Annotated in this window: 12 protein-coding genes; all 12 read left to right on the top strand. The window is 37.9% G+C overall.

What is annotated here, in order from left to right; all coding sequences use genetic code 11:
* Positions 1-92 precede the first annotated feature (92 nt).
* The 12 genes from MK395_RS05785 (at position 93) to MK395_RS05730 (ending at position 18098) form a co-directional block, all read left to right on the top strand.
* On the top strand, positions 93-1370 hold the full coding sequence (locus MK395_RS05785) for an ABC transporter permease (RefSeq protein WP_125391129.1): 1278 nt from the start codon (positions 93-95) through the stop codon (positions 1368-1370).
* A gap of 12 nt (positions 1371-1382) precedes the next feature.
* Positions 1383-2030: an ABC transporter ATP-binding subunit Vex2 gene (gene vex2 / locus MK395_RS05780; protein WP_000173736.1), complete on the top strand. Its 648-nt coding sequence runs from the start codon at positions 1383-1385 to the stop codon at positions 2028-2030.
* Between the two features lie 50 nt (positions 2031-2080).
* On the top strand, positions 2081-3460 hold the full coding sequence (vex3, locus tag MK395_RS05775; RefSeq protein ID WP_268711469.1) for an ABC transporter permease subunit Vex3: 1380 nt from the start codon (positions 2081-2083) through the stop codon (positions 3458-3460).
* A 141-nt stretch (positions 3461-3601) separates the two neighbouring features.
* Complete coding sequence (gene vncR / locus MK395_RS05770; protein WP_000697942.1) at positions 3602-4258, top strand: response regulator transcription factor VncR; 657 nt, start codon at positions 3602-3604, stop codon at positions 4256-4258.
* A complete protein-coding gene (vncS, locus tag MK395_RS05765; RefSeq protein WP_268711468.1) occupies positions 4255-5583 on the top strand; it encodes a sensor histidine kinase VncS in 1329 nt (442 codons plus the stop codon). Before vncR ends, vncS begins: the two co-directional genes overlap by 4 nt.
* 139 nt (positions 5584-5722) lie before the next feature.
* Positions 5723-6604: a class II fructose-bisphosphate aldolase gene (locus MK395_RS05760; protein ID WP_001018995.1), complete on the top strand. Its 882-nt coding sequence runs from the start codon at positions 5723-5725 to the stop codon at positions 6602-6604.
* 130 nt (positions 6605-6734) lie between these two features.
* Positions 6735-7667: an alpha/beta fold hydrolase gene (locus MK395_RS05755; protein WP_049477938.1), complete on the top strand. Its 933-nt coding sequence runs from the start codon at positions 6735-6737 to the stop codon at positions 7665-7667.
* Between the two features lie 50 nt (positions 7668-7717).
* Positions 7718-8263: a histidine phosphatase family protein gene (locus tag MK395_RS05750; RefSeq protein ID WP_268711467.1), complete on the top strand. Its 546-nt coding sequence runs from the start codon at positions 7718-7720 to the stop codon at positions 8261-8263.
* A 316-nt stretch (positions 8264-8579) separates the two neighbouring features.
* The gene (locus tag MK395_RS05745) at positions 8580-9572 is read left to right on the top strand and encodes an ABC transporter ATP-binding protein (protein WP_125384678.1); all 993 of its coding nucleotides are present in this window, start codon (positions 8580-8582) and stop codon (positions 9570-9572) included.
* A 1-nt stretch (position 9573) separates the two neighbouring features.
* A complete protein-coding gene (locus MK395_RS05740) occupies positions 9574-10392 on the top strand; it encodes an ABC transporter permease (RefSeq protein WP_268711466.1) in 819 nt (272 codons plus the stop codon).
* A gap of 1 nt (position 10393) precedes the next feature.
* On the top strand, positions 10394-11179 hold the full coding sequence (locus MK395_RS05735) for an ABC transporter permease (RefSeq protein WP_049479566.1): 786 nt from the start codon (positions 10394-10396) through the stop codon (positions 11177-11179).
* Positions 11180-11609: 430 nt separating this feature from the next.
* Positions 11610-18098, top strand: coding sequence for a S8 family peptidase (locus MK395_RS05730; RefSeq protein ID WP_268711465.1), 6489 nt, complete (start codon positions 11610-11612; stop codon positions 18096-18098).
* Positions 18099-18174: the final 76 nt, after the last annotated feature.

The raw sequence follows: 18174 nt of genomic DNA, 5'->3' as shown, positions 1-18174 counted from the left end.
TTTTTTTCAAAAAATAAATCAAAATTTTTTTCGATTTCATAAACATTTCATATTTGGATTTTATAATAGTCTTACAAATATGGAGGTGACAAATGAATCCAATCCAAAGAGCTTGGGCTTATGTCAGCAGAAAACGACTGAGAAGTTTTATTTTATTTCTGATTTTATTTGTTCTTTTAGCAGGAATTTCAGCCTGTTTGACGCTGATGAAGTCCAACAAAACAGTAGAAAGCAATCTTTACAAATCACTCAATACTTCTTTTTCTATCAAAAAGATCGAAAATGGTCAGACCTTCAAGTTATCGGACCTAGCATCAGTTAGCAAGATTAAGGGACTGGAAAATGTCTCTCCTGAACTCGAGACGGTCGCAAAACTGAAAGACAAGGAAGCAGTGAGTGGCGAGCAGAGCGTAGAACGTGATGATTTGTCAGCATCAGACAAGAATTTGGTTAGCTTAACAGCTCTTGAGGATTCATCCAAGGATGTCACCTTTACCAGTTCGGCTTTCAATCTAAAGGAAGGCCGACACCTTCAAAAAGGGGATTCCAAGAAAATCCTGATCCACGAAGAGTTGGCTAAGAAGAACGGTCTTTCGCTTCATGACAAGATTCGCTTGGATGCCGGACAGTCAGAATCTGGAAAAGGACAGACAGTTGAGTTTGAGATTGTTGGCATCTTTTCTGGTAAAAAGCAAGAAAAGTTCACAGGCTTATCTTCTGACTTCAGTGAAAACCAGGTCTTTACAGACTATGAAAGTAGCCAAACGCTTCTGGGAAATAGTGAACCGCAAGTCAGTGCAGCGCGCTTCTATGTAGAAAATCCTAAGGAAATGGACGGACTCATGAAGCAGGTAGAAAACCTGGCTTTAGAAAGTCAAGGCTACCAAGTCGAGAAGGAAAACAAGGCCTTTGAACAAATCAAAGACTCAGTTGCAACTTTCCAAACCTTCCTGACCATCTTCCTTTATGGGATGTTGATAGCAGGAGCAGGAGCCTTAATCTTGGTCTTGTCTCTCTGGTTGAGAGAAAGGGTCTACGAAGTAGGGATTCTTCTGGCACTTGGAAAAGGCAAGAGTTCGATTTTCCTACAATTCTGTTTAGAGGTAGTTTTGGTATCTCTCGGAGCTTTGCTTCCATCCTTTATCGCTGGGAATGCCATTACATCCTATCTGCTCCAAACTGTACTAGCCAGTGGAGATCAGACAAGCTTACAGGACACGCTGGCCAAAGCAAGTGGTCTATCAACTAGTCTCCTATCCTTTGCAGAATCCTATGTCTTTCTGCTCCTGATTGGTTGCTTGTCTGTAGCCCTTTGTTTCCTATTCTTATTTAGAAAATCGCCTAAGGAAATTTTATCATCTATTAGTTAAGAAGGAGAAATCATGACTTTATTACAATTGCAAGATGTTACCTACCGTTATAAGAACACTGCTGAGGCAGTTTTATATCAGATCAAGTATAATTTTGAACCCGGAAAATTTTATAGTATCATTGGTGAGTCAGGAGCAGGAAAATCCACTCTCTTGTCCCTACTGGCTGGTCTAGATAGTCCTGTTGAAGGTTCTATCCTTTTCCAAGGAGAGGATATTCGGAACAAGGGATATTCTTACCATCGTATGCACCATATTTCCCTGGTCTTTCAGAATTATAACTTGATAGATTATCTTTCTCCGCTGGAAAATATCCGCTTGGTCAACAAAAAAGCAAGCAAGGATACACTTCTTGAACTTGGTTTGGATGAAAGTCAGATCAAGCGGAACGTTCTCCAGTTATCAGGTGGTCAACAGCAACGTGTTGCTATTGCTCGCAGTTTGGTCTCAGAAGCTCCAGTTATTCTAGCTGATGAGCCAACAGGAAATCTGGACCCTAAAACTGCTGGAGATATTATCGAACTGCTCAAATCACTTGCCGAGAAAACAGGTAAATGTGTGATCGTCGTCACTCACAGTAAAGAAGTGGCACAAGCATCAGATATTACACTTGAATTGAAGAATAAGAAACTCACTGAAACTCGCAATACTACAAAATAAGATGAGCTTGTTTTGATAGCATTATGAAATCAAATCTAGAAAGGGAACCTATGTTACACAACGCATTTGCCTATGTTACAAGGAAGTTTTTCAAATCGATTGTTATCTTCCTGATTATTCTCCTCATGGCGAGCTTGAGTTTGGTCGGCTTGTCGATCAAGGGAGCTACTGCCAAGGCTTCTCAGGAGACTTTTAAAAATATCACCAATAGCTTCTCCATGCAAATCAATCGTCGCGTCAATCAAGGGACGCCACGTGGTTCTGGGAATATCAAGGGAGAGGATATCAAAAAAATCACCGAAAATAAGGCCATCGAGTCTTATGTTAAACGCATCAACGCTATCGGAGATTTGACTGGATATGAACTCATCGAAACGCCAGAAACCAAGAAAAATCTTACTGCTGACCGAGCAAAACGGTTTGGAAGCAGTTTGATGATTACAGGTGTCAATGACTCCTCTAAAGAAGATAAGTTTGTCTCTGGCTCATATAAGCTGGTTGAAGGTGAGCACTTAACCAACGACGACAAGGACAAGATTCTCATGCACAAGGACTTGGCAGCCAAACACGGTTGGAAAGTCGGAGATAAGGTCAAATTGGACTCTAATGTCTATGATGCAGACAACGAAAAAGGTGCCAAGGAAACAGTCGAAGTGACAATCAAGGGGCTCTTTGATGGTCACAATAAGTCAGCAGTAACCTACTCACAAGAACTCTATGAAAACACAGCTATCACAGACATTCACACTGCTGCAAAACTTTATGGATACACAGAAGACACAGCTATTTATGGGGACGCAACCTTCTTTGTAACAGCAGACAAGAACTTGGATGATGTTATGAAAGAGTTGAATGGCATCAGTGGTATCAACTGGAAGAGCTATACACTTGTGAAGAGCTCCTCTAACTACCCAGCTCTAGAGCAATCCATCTCTGGTATGTACAAGATGGCCAACCTCCTCTTCTGGGGTAGCTTGAGCTTCTCAGTTCTTCTCCTTGCACTCTTGCTCAGTCTTTGGATCAATGCCCGTCGCAAGGAAGTGGGAATTCTCCTCTCTATCGGTCTCAAGCAGGCAAGTATCTTGGGGCAATTCATCACCGAATCTATTTTGATTGCCATCCCTGCTCTTGTTTCGGCTTACTTCCTAGCCAACTACACAGCTCGTGCCATCGGAAATACTGTTCTTGCCAATGTCACTTCAGGTGTTGCCAAGCAAGCCAGCAAGGCTGCTCAAGCTTCTAACCTTGGTGGTGGTGCAGAAGTAGACGGCTTTAGCAAGACCTTGTCGAGCCTAGATATTTCTATTCAGACATCAGACTTTATCATCGTCTTTGTCCTTGCCTTGGTTCTAGTGATTCTCGTTATGGCGCTTGCTTCAAGCAATCTCCTTAGAAAACAACCAAAAGAGCTCTTGCTCGATAGCGAATAAAAAACTTGCTACCTATTCTCCCCTAAATGGGGTATAATATAGGTAGCATTTTTATCTGTTTTGTCTTGATAAGGACTCTTCTTATCAGGATGAAATAGAGAGATTTACAAGAAATTTAAAGGAATGTGAAACGTTTTTTCTATGAAAATTTTAATTGTAGAAGATGAAGAGATGATCCGTGAGGGAATCAGTGACTATTTGACGGATTGTGGTTATGAAACCATTGAGGCAGCAGATGGACAAGAAGCTCTGGAAAAATTTTCCAGCTATGAAGTTGCTCTAGTACTACTGGATATCCAGATGCCCAAGCTTAATGGCCTAGAAGTCCTAGCAGAGATTCGTAAGACCAGTCAGGTTCCTGTCTTGATGCTGACAGCCTTTCAGGATGAGGAATATAAGATGAGCGCCTTTGCCTCTCTGGCGGATGGCTATCTGGAAAAACCCTTCTCCCTCTCCCTCTTAAAAGTGAGGGTAGACGCGATTTTCAAGCGCTACTACGATACGGGACGAGTCTTCTCCTATAAGGATACAAAGGTGGACTTTGAGAGCTACAGTGCAAGCCTAGCAGGTCAAGAAGTGGCTATCAATGCTAAAGAGTTGGAAATTCTGGACTATCTGGTGAAAAATGAAGGACGGGCCTTGACCCGTTCTCAGATAATTGATGCTGTCTGGAAGGCGACAGATGAGGTTCCCTTTGATCGTGTCATTGATGTCTATATCAAGGAACTGCGGAAAAAGCTAGACTTGGATTGTATCCTCACGGTGCGCAATGTTGGTTATAAATTGGAGCGAAAATGAAACGAACAGGTTTATTTACAAAGATTTTTATCTATACCTTCTCGATTTTTAGTGTTCTGGTTATTTGTCTTCATTTAGCCATTTATTTTCTCTTTCCCTCTACTTATCTGAGCCATCGTCAGGAAACCATTGGCCAAAAAGCGACTGCTATTGCCCAATCCCTAGAAGGAAAGGATAGGCAGAGTATCGAGCAAGTGTTAGATTTGTATTCCCAGAGCAGTGATATCAAAGGAGCTGTCAAGGGAGAAATGACTGAGGACAAGTTAGAAGTCAAGGACAATCTTCCTCTGGATACGGACCGCCAGACCACTTCCCTCTTTATCGAGGAGCGTGAGGTGAAAACGCAAGATGGTAGCACTATGACTCTTCAGTTTCTAGCTTCCATGGACCTGCAAAAGGAAGCAGAGCAGATTAGTCTCCAATTTCTCCCCTATACCTTGCTGGCATCCTTTCTGATTTCCCTCTTGGTAGCCTACATCTACGCTCGAACCATTGTTGCCCCGATTTTGGAAATCAAGCGGGTGACCCGTCGGATGATGGAACTGGATGCTCAAGTACGGTTGCGCGTGGATTCTAAGGATGAGATAGGTGATCTCAAGGAACAAATCAATAGCCTTTATCAGCATCTCTTGACAGTCATTGCGGACTTGCATGATAAGAATGAAGCTATTCTCCAGCTGGAGAAGATGAAGGTTGAGTTCCTACGAGGGGCCTCTCATGAACTGAAAACCCCCCTGGCTAGTCTCAAAATCCTAATCGAAAATATGAAAGAAAATATCGGTCGTTACAAGGATAGAGACCACTATCTTGAAGTTGCCTTGGGGATTGTGGACGACCTCAGTCACCACGTTCTCCAGATACTTTCTCTCTCTTCTGTGCAGGAAATTCGAGAGGAGAAAGAAGAGGTTGACCTCCTTCAGATGACGCAAACTCTGGTTAAGGATTATGCCTTGCTAGCCAAGGAGAGAGAACTTCATGTAGACATTAGCCTAACCCATCAGCAGGCTTACATAAACCCATCTGTGATGAAGTTGATCCTATCGAATCTCATCAGCAATGCCATCAAGCACTCCACTTCAGGTGGCCTGGTCCGCATCGGCGAGAGAGAGGGGGAACTCTTTATCGAAAATAGCTGTAGTCCTGAAGAACAAGAAAAACTGGCCCAGTCTTTTTCTGAAAATGCTAGTCGCAAGGCCAAGGGTTCAGGAATGGGACTCTTTGTGGTCAAAAGTTTATTAGAACATGAGAAATTATCTTATCATTTTGAGATGCAGGGCGATCGCTTGACCTTCTTCATACGTTATCCCAAAGTCACTCAGGACTAAGGAAAAGAAAGGGTTTACATTGATTGGATTGGAAGAAATTCAATCTAAAGTATGGGAAAAACTAGCTTTTTTTATCAAAAAGTGATAAAATGAACAATGTAAATGGGATGTCCCAAAAAATATATAGGAGGCCTGACAAATGGCAATCGTTTCAGCAGAAAAATTTGTCCAAGCAGCTCGTGACAACGGTTATGCAGTTGGTGGATTTAACACAAACAACCTTGAGTGGACTCAAGCTATCTTGCGTGCAGCAGAAGCTAAAAAAGCTCCAGTTTTGATCCAAACTTCAATGGGTGCTGCTAAATACATGGGTGGTTACAAAGTTGCTCGCAACTTGATCGCTAACCTTGTTGAGTCAATGGGTATCACTGTACCAGTAGCTATCCACCTTGACCACGGTCACTACGAAGATGCACTTGAGTGTATCGAAGTTGGTTACACTTCAATCATGTTTGACGGTTCACACCTTCCAGTTGAAGAAAACCTTAAATTGGCTAAAGATGTTGTTGAAAAAGCACACGCTAAAGGTATCTCAGTAGAAGCTGAAGTTGGTACTATCGGTGGTGAAGAAGACGGTATCATCGGTAAAGGTGAATTGGCTCCAATCGAAGACGCTAAAGCAATGGTTGCAACTGGTATCGACTTCTTGGCAGCTGGTATCGGTAACATCCACGGTCCTTACCCAGCAAACTGGGAAGGTCTTGACCTTGACCACTTGAAGAAATTGACAGAAGCTCTTCCAGGCTTCCCAATCGTATTGCACGGTGGTTCAGGTATTCCTGATGACCAAATCCAAGCAGCGATCAAACTTGGTGTTGCGAAAGTTAACGTTAACACTGAATGTCAAATCGCATTCGCTAACGCAACTCGTAAATTTGCTCGTGACTACGAAGCAAACGAAGCAGAATACGACAAGAAAAAACTCTTCGACCCACGTAAATTCTTGGCTGACGGTGTAAAAGCTATCCAAGCATCTGTTGAAGAACGTATTGACGTATTCGGTTCAGAAGGTAAAGCATAATCTAGCTGAACAATACAGAAAGAACCTGCCCCTAAGGGCAGGTTTTTTGGTGTTTGAAACTATAGAGAATATGTTGGGGAAGAATCTATCTTAAGTTGCTAAAAGAGTCTAATTTTTGTACAATAATGCTATGAAAAAACTGAAAAAATGGAGTCTTGGCTTTCTTAGTTTCATTCTTTTGTTTTTAGGGGCAACATTCATCTTTCATCGTATCAGTTTGGAAAAGGAACAAGCCTCACTAACACCTGTGGGACAGCAAGTTCTTGTCAATGGGCATCAAATGAATGTTTACGTTGAAGGGGACGGTCCAGAGACTATAGTATTTCTATCCGGTGCTGGGATTGCTTCTCCAATCTTGGATTTTAAGGATATATCGGATTCCTTATCAAAAAAATATAAGGTAGTCATCGTGGAACGTGCTGGCTATGGTTATAGTGATGATAGCAATCAATCAAGAGATGTGATGGAAGTTTTGGCTGAGACTCGTCAAGCACTGTCCCAAGCCAATGTAACAGGTCCTTTTATCATTCTGTCTCATTCTATAGCGAGTCTTGAGAGTCTGGCTTGGCAGGAGAAGTATCCAGATGAAGTGAAAGCCTTGGTTGGTCTAGATTTGGCATTGCCATCAAGTTATGAGGATTTAAAGGATAATCAGGCCTTGCTTACGTTGGCCTATTGGAGCAGTAAGATTGGGTTATTACGCTATTTCCCTGAGTCCTTTTATATAAAAAATCAAACTCTGATCGAAAGTGAACGAAAACAATATAAACTTCTAGCTTATAAGCAGTTGATGTCACAAGCCATGCTTCATGAATCCCAAACGGTAAAGGAAAATGCCAAGAAAGTTCCCTCAAACATTAATCCGAAAATTCCAGCCTTACTAATGGTGTCTAACGGTGAAGGTACTAGCTTTAGCCAATCTGAGTGGCAACGTTATGCAGAGAGATTTGCAAGCGACCAGTCTAATGTTCAAGTCGTCTATATGGATGCGCCTCACGACCTCTATCATTATCAAAGTCATGCTATTGTTTCTCGCATTAAAGAATTTTTAGAGAATAATTGAGGGCTTAAAAATCCATTGAGACTGATGATAATAATTGAAAGGAATGACTTATGAATAATTCTTATATTTTACTTAGACATGCTCATTCAAGATTTTCAAGTGATGATTTTAATAGAACTTTGTCAGAAAAAGGATTTTTATCTCTTGACCAGTTAGAGTTTTTGAATTCTTTTAATATTGATTATTATTTTTCTAGTCCTTATAAACGAGCATTTGAAACGATTAATAGCTCGCCAATTCAATTTGATAAAATAGTTCTTGATAATCGGTTACGAGAGCGAAAACTATCTTCAACCTTTATAAAAGATTCTGAGTTTGAAGACAGTATTAAATATTTATGGCAAAATCCCAGTGAATCTCTTTCAGAAGGGGAATCAAATCAAGATGCACTAGCTAGAGTACTAAATTTTTTAATGGAATTGGAAGAGAGATACTCAGAAAAAACGATTTTGCTTAGTTCACACGGGAATTTGATAGGAATACTACTACATCACTTTGATTCCAGTTTTGATTATGAAAAATGGGATCAGATGACCTTTCCAGATTGTTTTCTAATTGATAGAAATGGGATTGTGAAAAGAATTATGAAAGATTAGTTCTTTGATTAAATAGTGATTCATATTGATCAAAATAGTTTGCTTTTTATAATTCGTAACCTGCCCATTGGGCAGGTTTTTTTGGTGTTTTAAGGAAAATATAAAACCAGAATTTTTGTTTAAAAGTATTATTTTAAGAGAAAAATCTCTAATTTCATAAACTATAAGCAAACGCTTGCATTCTGTTTTTTATTGGACTATAATAGGTTGGTGTAAAGCCTTCTGTAATAATATTGAGAAGGTGTAGAAAGTAAGGATTTAGAATATTTGTAGTTAAAAATACAATGTTGCTATTCCTTGCTATAGGGAGAGATTTATGGCAATGATAGAAGTGGAACATCTTCAGAAAAATTTTGTGAAGACAGTAAAGGAACCAGGTTTGAAGGGAGCTTTGCGCTCCTTTATTCATCCTGAAAAGCAGACCTTTGAAGCGGTCAAGGATTTGACCTTCGAGGTACCCAAGGGACAAATTTTAGGCTTTATCGGAGCTAATGGTGCTGGGAAGTCGACAACCATTAAGATGCTGACAGGAATTTTAAAGCCGACATCTGGTTTTTGTCGAATTAACGGCAAGATTCCGCAAGACAATCGCCAAGATTATGTCAAGGATATTGGAGTGGTTTTTGGACAAAGAACCCAGCTATGGTGGGATTTAGCTCTGCAAGAGACTTACACGGTTTTGAAAGAGATTTACGATGTGCCAGACTCGCTCTTTCATAAACGCATGGATTTTTTAAATGAAGTCTTGGATTTGAAGGACTTTATCAAGGATCCCGTGCGGACTCTTTCACTGGGACAACGAATGCGGGCGGACATTGCAGCTTCCTTGCTCCACAATCCCAAGGTCCTCTTTTTAGATGAGCCGACCATTGGGTTGGACGTTTCGGTCAAGGACAACATTCGTCGGGCTATCACTCAGATTAATCAAGAGGAACAAACAACCATTCTCTTGACCACTCACGACCTGAGCGACATTGAGCAACTTTGTGATCGGATTTTTATGATTGACAAGGGGCAGGAGATTTTTGATGGAACGGTTAGCCAGCTCAAGGAAACCTTTGGCAAGATGAAGACTCTTTCTTTTGAACTGGTACCAGGTCAAAGTCATCTCGTTTCTCACTATGAAGGCTTTTCGGATATGACCATTGATAGACAAGGAAACAGTCTCAATATTGAATTCGATAGTTCCCGCTACCAGTCGGCTGATATTATCAAGCAAACCCTGTCTGATTTTGAAATTCGCGATTTGAAGATGCTGGATACGGATATTGAGGATATTATCCGTCGCTTCTACCGAAAGGAGCTCTAAGATGGTCAAATTGTGGAGACGTTATAAACCCTTTATCAATGCAGGGGTTCAGGAGTTGATTACCTATCGAGTTAACTTTCTTCTTTATCGGATTGGCGATGTCATGGGTGCTTTTGTGGCCTTTTATCTCTGGAAGGCTGTCTTTGATTCCTCGCAAGAGTCTTTGATTCAAGGCTTCAGTATGGCGGATATCACCCTCTACATCATCATGAGTTTTGTGACCAATCTTTTGACTAGGTCTGATAGTTCTTTTATGATTGGAGAGGAGGTCAAGGATGGCTCCATTATCATGCGCTTGTTGAGACCAGTGCATTTTGCGGCTTCTTACCTCTTTACAGAGCTTGGATCCAAGTGGTTGATTTTTATCTCTGTTGGACTGCCATTTTTAAGTGTCATTGTCTTGATGAAAATTTTATCTGGGCAAGGAATTGTAGAATTGCTGGGCTTAACCATCCTTTATCTTTTTAGCTTAACTCTAGCCTACCTAATCAACTTTTTCTTTAATATCTGCTTTGGATTTTCAGCCTTTGTCTTTAAAAATCTATGGGGTTCCAATCTACTCAAGACTTCTATAGTGGCCTTTATGTCTGGAAGTCTGATTCCCTTGGCTTTCTTTCCAAAGATTGTTTCTGATATTTTGTCCTTCTTGCCTTTTTCATCTTTGATTTATACTCCAGTTATGATCATTGTTGGGAAATACGATGCCAGTCAGATTCTTCAAGCACTCTTGCTACAGTTCTTCTGGCTCATAGTGATGGTGGGCTTGTCTCAGTTGATATGGAAACGAGTCCAGTCCTTTATCACTATTCAAGGAGGTTAGTATGAAAAAATATCAACGCATGCATCTGATTTTTATCAGACAATACATCAAGCAAATCATGGAATACAAGGTCGATTTTGTGGTGGGCGTGTTAGGAGTTTTTCTGACTCAAGGCCTGAACCTCTTGTTTCTCAATGTGCTCTTTCAACACATTCCTTCCTTAGAAGGCTGGACTTTTCAAGAAATCGCCTTTATCTATGGATTTTCCTTAATTCCCAAGGGACTAGATCATCTCTTTTTTGACAATCTCTGGGCTCTGGGGCAACGTTTGGTGCGAAAAGGAGAGTTTGACAAGTACCTGACGCGTCCTATCAATCCTCTTTTTCACATCTTGGTTGAGACCTTTCAGATTGATGCCTTGGGCGAACTATTGGTCGGTGGTATTTTGTTAGCGACCACAGTGTCTAGCATTGGTTGGACTCTTCCAAAATTCCTGATTTTTCTAGTCTGTATTCCTTTTGCGACCTTGATCTATACTTCCTTGAAAATCGCGACTGCCAGCATCGCTTTTTGGACCAAGCAGTCAGGTGCCATGATTTATATTTTCTATATGTTTAATGATTTTGCCAAGTACCCGATTTCCATTTACAATTCGCTTCTTCGTTGGTTGATTAGCTTTATCGTGCCTTTCGCCTTTACGGCCTACTATCCTGCCAGCTATTTCTTGCAGGACAAAGACGGGCTCTTTAACATCGGTGGTTTGATGTTGATTTCCCTTGTTTTCTTTGTTATTTCTTTAAAACTCTGGGACAGGGGCTTGGACGCTTACGAAAGTGCGGGTTCGTAAGATATAAAATAGGATGAGATTTAAACATTAAATATGTTACAAACAACCGTTGAAAATTATAGCGGTTGTTTTTGCATGTTTATTAAGGCATAAATTCTATCCATACCCCTTTTTGCGATTTTGGTAATTATTCCAGTTGATTGCTACTATTTTTGATGGGAGGAATGAGTTTATATTGTACCCAGTTAACTATAATATTTATTGACTAATCTATTTGTTAACATGGATTAAAAAAAAAATTAACCTGGGTTAATTTTTCTTGACTTAAATTTTTTTAATTGATATACTATTTTTCAGAGAGCTAACAATTATATATAAATGTACTACTCTATCCCACTAGATAATACGTCATAAAACTTTTTATAACAAAGGCTAGCAAAGTTAAAGTTTTCTATCTATTGGGTTTAAAATAAAAAATGAAGGAATTATAATGAAAAAAAGTACGGTATTGTCATTAACTACTGCTGCAGTTATTTTAGCAGCATATGCCCCCAATGAGGTAATTTTAGCAGATGCACCTAGTTCTGAAGATGCTTTAAGAATTTCTGATAAAGAAAAAGTAGTAGCAGATGCACCTAGTTCTGAAGATGCTTTAAAAATTTCTGGTAAAGAAAAAGTAGTAGCAGATAAAGAAACAGAAAACAATGAACAATCTGAAGATATTCATAATGTTATAGAAACTTCAAAGGATATTGAGGAGAAGAAGACAACAGTTATTGAGGAAAAAGAGGTTGTTAGTAGAAAGTCTGAGATAGACAAAAAAACTAGTAACGAAGGAGCAAGTATCAAAGAAGACTCCAAGCAACCCAAAGGAGATGATGCGGACTCATTTGTAAATAAAGATACAGAAAATCCGAAAAAAGAAGATAAACTTGTCTATATTGCTGAATTTAAAGATAAACAATCTGGAGAAAAAGTAATTAAGGAACTATCCAATCTTAAGGATACAAAAGTTTTATATACCTATAATACGATTTTTAATGGCGCTGCCATTGAAACAACTCCAGATAATTTCGACAAAATTAAACAAATAGAAGGTGTTTCGTCGGTTGAACGATCACAAAAAGTCCAACCAATGATGAATCATGCCAGAAAGGAAATTGGAGTTGAGGAAGCTATTGATTACCTAAAGTCTATTAATGCTCCATTTGGGAAAAATTTTGATGGTAGAGGTATGGTCATTTCAAATATCGATACTGGAACAGATTATAGGCATAAGGCTATGAGGATCGATGATGATGCCAAAGACTCAATGAAATTTAAAAAAGAAGACTTAAAAGGCACTGATAAAAATTATTGGTTGAGTGATAAAATCCCTCATGCGTTCAATTATTATAATGGTGGTAAAATCACTGTAGAAAAATATGATGATGGAAGGGATTATTTTGACCCACATGGGATGCATATTGCAGGGATTCTTGCTGGAAATGATACTGAAAAAGACATCAAGAACTTTAATGGCATAGATGGAATTGCGCCTAATGCACAAATTTTCTCTTATAAAATGTACTCTGACGCAGGATCCGGGTTTGCGGGTGATGAAACAATGTTTCATGCTATTGAAGATTCGATCAAACACAATGTCGATGTTGTTTCGGTATCATCTGGCTTTACGGGAACAGGTCTTGTAGGCGAGAAATATTGGGAGGCTATTAGAGCATTAAGAAAAGCTGGAATCCCAATGGTTGTTGCTACAGGTAACTTTGCGACTTCTGCTTCAAGTTCTTCTTGGGATTTAGTAGCAAATAATAATCTGAAAATGACAGATACTGGAAATGTAACACGAACTGCTGCACATGAAGATGCGATAGCGGTCGCTTCTGCTAAAAATCAAACCATTGAGTTTGATAAAGTTAACATAGGTGGACAAAGTTTTAAATACAGAAATATAGGTGCTTTTTTCGATAAAAATAAAATCCTAACAAATGAGGATGGGTCAAAAACTCCAAATAAATTAAAATTTGTATATATAGGTAAAGGTCAAGACCAAGATTTGATAGGCTTGGATCTTAAGGGCAAAATTGCAGTAATGGATAGAATTTATACCAAGGATTTAAAAGATGCTTTTAAAAGAGCTACGGATAAAGGCGCACGTGCCATTATGGTTGTAAATACTGTAAATTACTACAATAGAGATAATTGGACAGACCTTCCAGCTATGGGATATGAAGCGGATGAAGGGACTAAAAGTCAAGTATTTTCAATTTCAGGAGATGATGGTGTAAAATTATGGAACATGATTAACCCTGATAAAAAAACTGAAGTCAAAAGAAATAATAAGGAAGATTTTAAAGATAACTTAGAACAATACTATCCAATTGATATGGAAAGCTATAATTCTAATAAACCGAATGTAGGTGATGAAAAAGAAATTGACTTTAAATTTGCAGCTGACACAGACAAAGAACTTTATAAAGAAGATATTATAGTCCCAGCAGGGTCTACATCTTGGGGGCCAAGAACAGACTTGCTTTTAAAACCGGATGTTTCAGCACCTGGTAAAAATATTAAATCCACTCTAAATGTTATCAATGGTAAATCCACTTATGGTTATATGTCAGGAACTAGTATGGCAACTCCAATCGTAGCAGCTTCTACTGTTTTGATTCGACCAAAATTAAAGGAATTGCTTGAAAGACCTGTCTTGAAAAATCTTAAGGGAGATGACAAAATAGACCTTACAAGTCTTACAAAAATAGCTCTACAAAATACTGCAAGACCTATGATGGATGCAACCTCTTGGAAAGAAAAGAGTCAATACTTTGCATCACCTAGACAGCAGGGAGCGGGGCTAATTAATGTTGCCAACGCTTTGAGAAATGAAGTTGTAGCAACTTTCAAAAATACAGATTCTAAAGGTTTGGTAAATTCATATGGTTCCATTTCTCTTAAAGAAATAAAAGGTGATAAAAAATACTTTACAATTAAGCTTCACAATACCTCAAACAGACCTTTAACCTTTAAAGTTTCTGCATCAACTGTAACTACAGATGCTCTAACTGATAGGCTAAAACTCGATGAAACATATAAAGATGAAAAATCTCCGGACGGGAAGCAAATTGTTCCAGAAATTCACCCAGAAAAAGTCAAAGGAGCAAATATCACATTTGAGCATGATACTTTCACTATAGGTCCAAATTCCAGCTTTGATTTAAATGCGGTTATAAATGTTGGAGAAGCTAAAAACAAAAATAAATTTGTAGAATCATTTATTCATTTTGAGTCAGTGGAAGAAATGGAAGCTCTAAACTCCAACGGTAAGAAAAGAAACTTCCAACCTTCTTTGTCGATGCCTCTAATGGGATTTGCTGGGAATTGGAACCACGAACCAATCCTTGATAAATGGGCCTGGGAAGAAGGATCAAAATCAAAAGCAATGGAAGGTTATGATGATGATGGTAAACCAAAAATTCCAGGTACCTTAAATAAGGGGATTGGTGGAGAACATGGTATAGATAAATTTAATCCAGCAGGAGTTATACAAAACAGAAAAGATAAAAATACAACATCCCTAGATCAAAATCCAGAATTATTTGCTTTCAATAACGAAGGAATCAACGCACCATCAACGAGTGGTTCTAATATTGCTAAAATCTATCCTTTAGATTCAAATGGAAATCCTCAAGATGCTCAACTTGAGAGAGGATTAACGCCTTCTCCACTTGTATTAAGAAGTGCAGAAGAAGGGGTGATTTCAATAGTAAATACAAATAAAGAAGGAGAAAATCAAAAAGACTTAAAAGTCATTTCGAGAGAACACTTTATTAAAGGAATTTTAAACTCTAAAAGAAATGATGCAAAGGGCATTAAATCTTCTAAGCTAAAAGTTTGGGGTGACTTGAAATGGGATGGACTCATTTATAACCCTAGAGGTAGAGAAGAAAATGCCCCAGAAAGTAATGACAAAAAAGATCCTGCTACTAAGATACGAGGACAATTTGAACCGATTGCGGAAGGCCAATATTTCTATAAATTTAAATATAGATTAACCAAGGATTACCCATGGCAGGTTTCCTATATTCCTGTAAAAATTGATAACACCCCTCCAAAGATTGTTTCAATTGATTTTTCAAACCCTGGAAAAATTAAGTTAATTACAAAGGATACTTATCACAAGGTCAAAGAGCAATATAAGAATGAAACGCTATTTGCGAGAGATCAAAAAGAACATCCTGAAAAATTTGACGAGATTGCCAACGAAGTTTGGTATGCTGGGGCCGCTCTTGTTAATGAAGATGGAGAGGTTGAGAAAAATCTTGAAGTCACTTATGCAGGTGAGGGTCAAGGACGAAATAGAAAACTTGACAAAGACGGAAATACCATTTATGAAATTAAAGGTGCAGGAGATTTAAGAGGAAAAATCATTGAAGTGATTGCATTAGACGGTTCTAGCAATTTCACAAAGATTCATAGAATTAAATTTGCTGATCATGCTGATAAAAATGGGATGATTTCCTATTATCTAGTAGATCCTGATCAAGATTCATCTAAATACCAAAAGCTTGGCGAGATTTCCGAATCTAAATTTAAAAATTTAGAAAATAGAAAAGAGGATAGTCTTAAAAAAGATACAACTGAAGTAGAACATCATCAAGAAAATGAAGAGGCTACCGAAGAAAAATCTAGCTTGACTATTCATAAAACAATTTCAACAATTAGAGACTTTGAAAGCAAAGATTTAAAGAAACTCATTAAAAAGAAATTTAGAGAAGTTGATGACTTTACAAGTGAAACTGGTAAGAGAATAGAGGAATACGATTATAAATACGATGATAAGGGAAATATCATTGCTTATGACGATGGTAGTGCCTTAGAATATGAAACTGAAAAACTTGATGAAATCAAATCAAAAATTTATGGCATTCTAAACCCATCTAAAGATGGACACTTTGAAATTCTTGGAAAGATCAGTAATGTTTCTAAAAATGCCAAGGTATACTATGGAAATAACTATAAATCGATAGAAATCAAAACGACCAAGTATGATTCCCATTCAAAAACGATGACATTTGATTTATACGCTAATATTAATGATATTGTGGATGGATTAGCTTTTGCAGGAGATATGAGGTTTTTTGTCAAAGATGATGGTCAGATAAAAGCTGAAACTAAAATTAGAATGCCTGAAAAAAATAAGGAAACTAAAGCAGAATATCCGTATGCATCAAGTTATGGGAATGTAATAGAATTAGGAGAAGGAGATCTTTCAAAAAATAAACCAAATAATTTAACGGACATGGAATCTGGTAAAATCTATTCTGATTCAGAAAAACAACAATATCTGTTAAAGGATAACGTCATTCTAAGAAAAGGCTATGCACTAAAAGTGACTACCTATAATCCTGGAAAAACGGATATGTTAGAAGGGAATGGAGTTTATAGCCAGGAAGATATAGCAAAAATCCAAAAGGCCAATCCTAATCTAAGAGTCTTATCAGAAACAACTATTTATGCTGATAGTAGAAATGTTGAAGATGGAAGAAGTACTCAATCAGTATTAATGTCGGCTTTGGACGGCTTTAACATTGTAAGGTATCAAGTGTTTACATTTAAAATGAATGATAAAGGGGAGGCAATCGATAAAGATGGAAATCTTGTGACAGATTCTTCTAAACTTGTATTATTTGGTAAGGATGGTAAAGAGTACACAGGAGAGGATAAGTCCAATGTAGAAGCTATAAAAGAAGATGGCTCTACGTTATTTATTGATGCAAAACCAGTGAATCTTTCAATGGACAAGAACTACTTTAATCCATCTAAAACTAATAAAATTTATGTACGAAATCCAGAATTTTATTTAAGAGGTAAGATTTCTGATAAGGGTGGTTTTAACTGGGAGTTGAGAGTTAATGAATCGGTTGTAGACAATTATTTAATCTACGGAGATTTACACATTGATAACACTAGAGATTTTAACATTAAGCTTAATGTTAAAGACGGTGACATCATGGACTGGGGGATGAAAGACTATAAAGCAAACGGATTCCCAGATAAGGTAACAGACATGGATGGAAATGTTTATCTTCAAACTGGCTATAGCGATTTGAATGCGAAAGCGGTTGGAGTACATTATCAATTTTTATATGATAATGTCAAACCAGAAGTAAAGATTGATCCAAAAGGAAATACTAGTATCGAATATGCTAATGGAAAATCTGTAGTCTTTAACATCAATGATAAAAGAAATAATGGATTCGATGGTGAGATTCAAGAACAACATATTTATGTAAATGGAAAAGAATACAAATCATTTGATGATATTAAACAACTAACAGATAAGACACTAAACATTAAGATTGTTGTAAAAGATTTTGCAAGAAATACAACCGTAAAAGAATTCATTTTAAACAAAGATACGGGAGAGGTGAGTGAACTAAATCCTCATACAGTAACTGTGACCATTCAAAATGGAAAAGAAATGAGTTCAACGATAGTGTCGGAAGAAGATTTTATGTTACCTGTCTATAAGGGTGAATTAGAAAAAGGATACCAATTTGATGGTTGGGAAATTTCTGGTTTCGAAGGGAAAAAAGACGCCGGCTATGTTCTTAATCTATCAAAAGATACCTTTATAAAACCTGTATTCAAGAAAATAGAGGAGAAAAAGGAGGAGGAAAATAAACCTACTTTTGATGTATCGAAAAAGAAAGAAAAAACACAATCTAATTCAACTAATGATGTCAACAGTATTGTTTCTGATGAAAATGATAAAAACTTTGAAATTGACAAGAACGTTTATCTAAATGAACAAGGGAACTTAACTAATAAAAATACCAACATCAATAGTAAATCAACTAGTAACAATCCTAATGAGTTGCCAAAAACCGGAACAGCAAGCGGAGCCCAGACACTATTAGCTGCCGGAATCATGTTTATAGTAGGAGCTTTTCTTGGATTGAAGAGAAAAAATAAAGACTAAGACAAAAGCTATAGAAAAAATGGTTTATGTACTGAGATTAGATAGTGAGGTGATGACATAGTTTTGTGAAAATATT

Origin of the sequence: Streptococcus oralis (assembly GCF_026782085.1) — a bacterium.
GTDB lineage: Bacteria > Bacillota > Bacilli > Lactobacillales > Streptococcaceae > Streptococcus > Streptococcus oralis_DA.
This window is presented reverse-complemented; position numbering and strand designations above follow the sequence as displayed.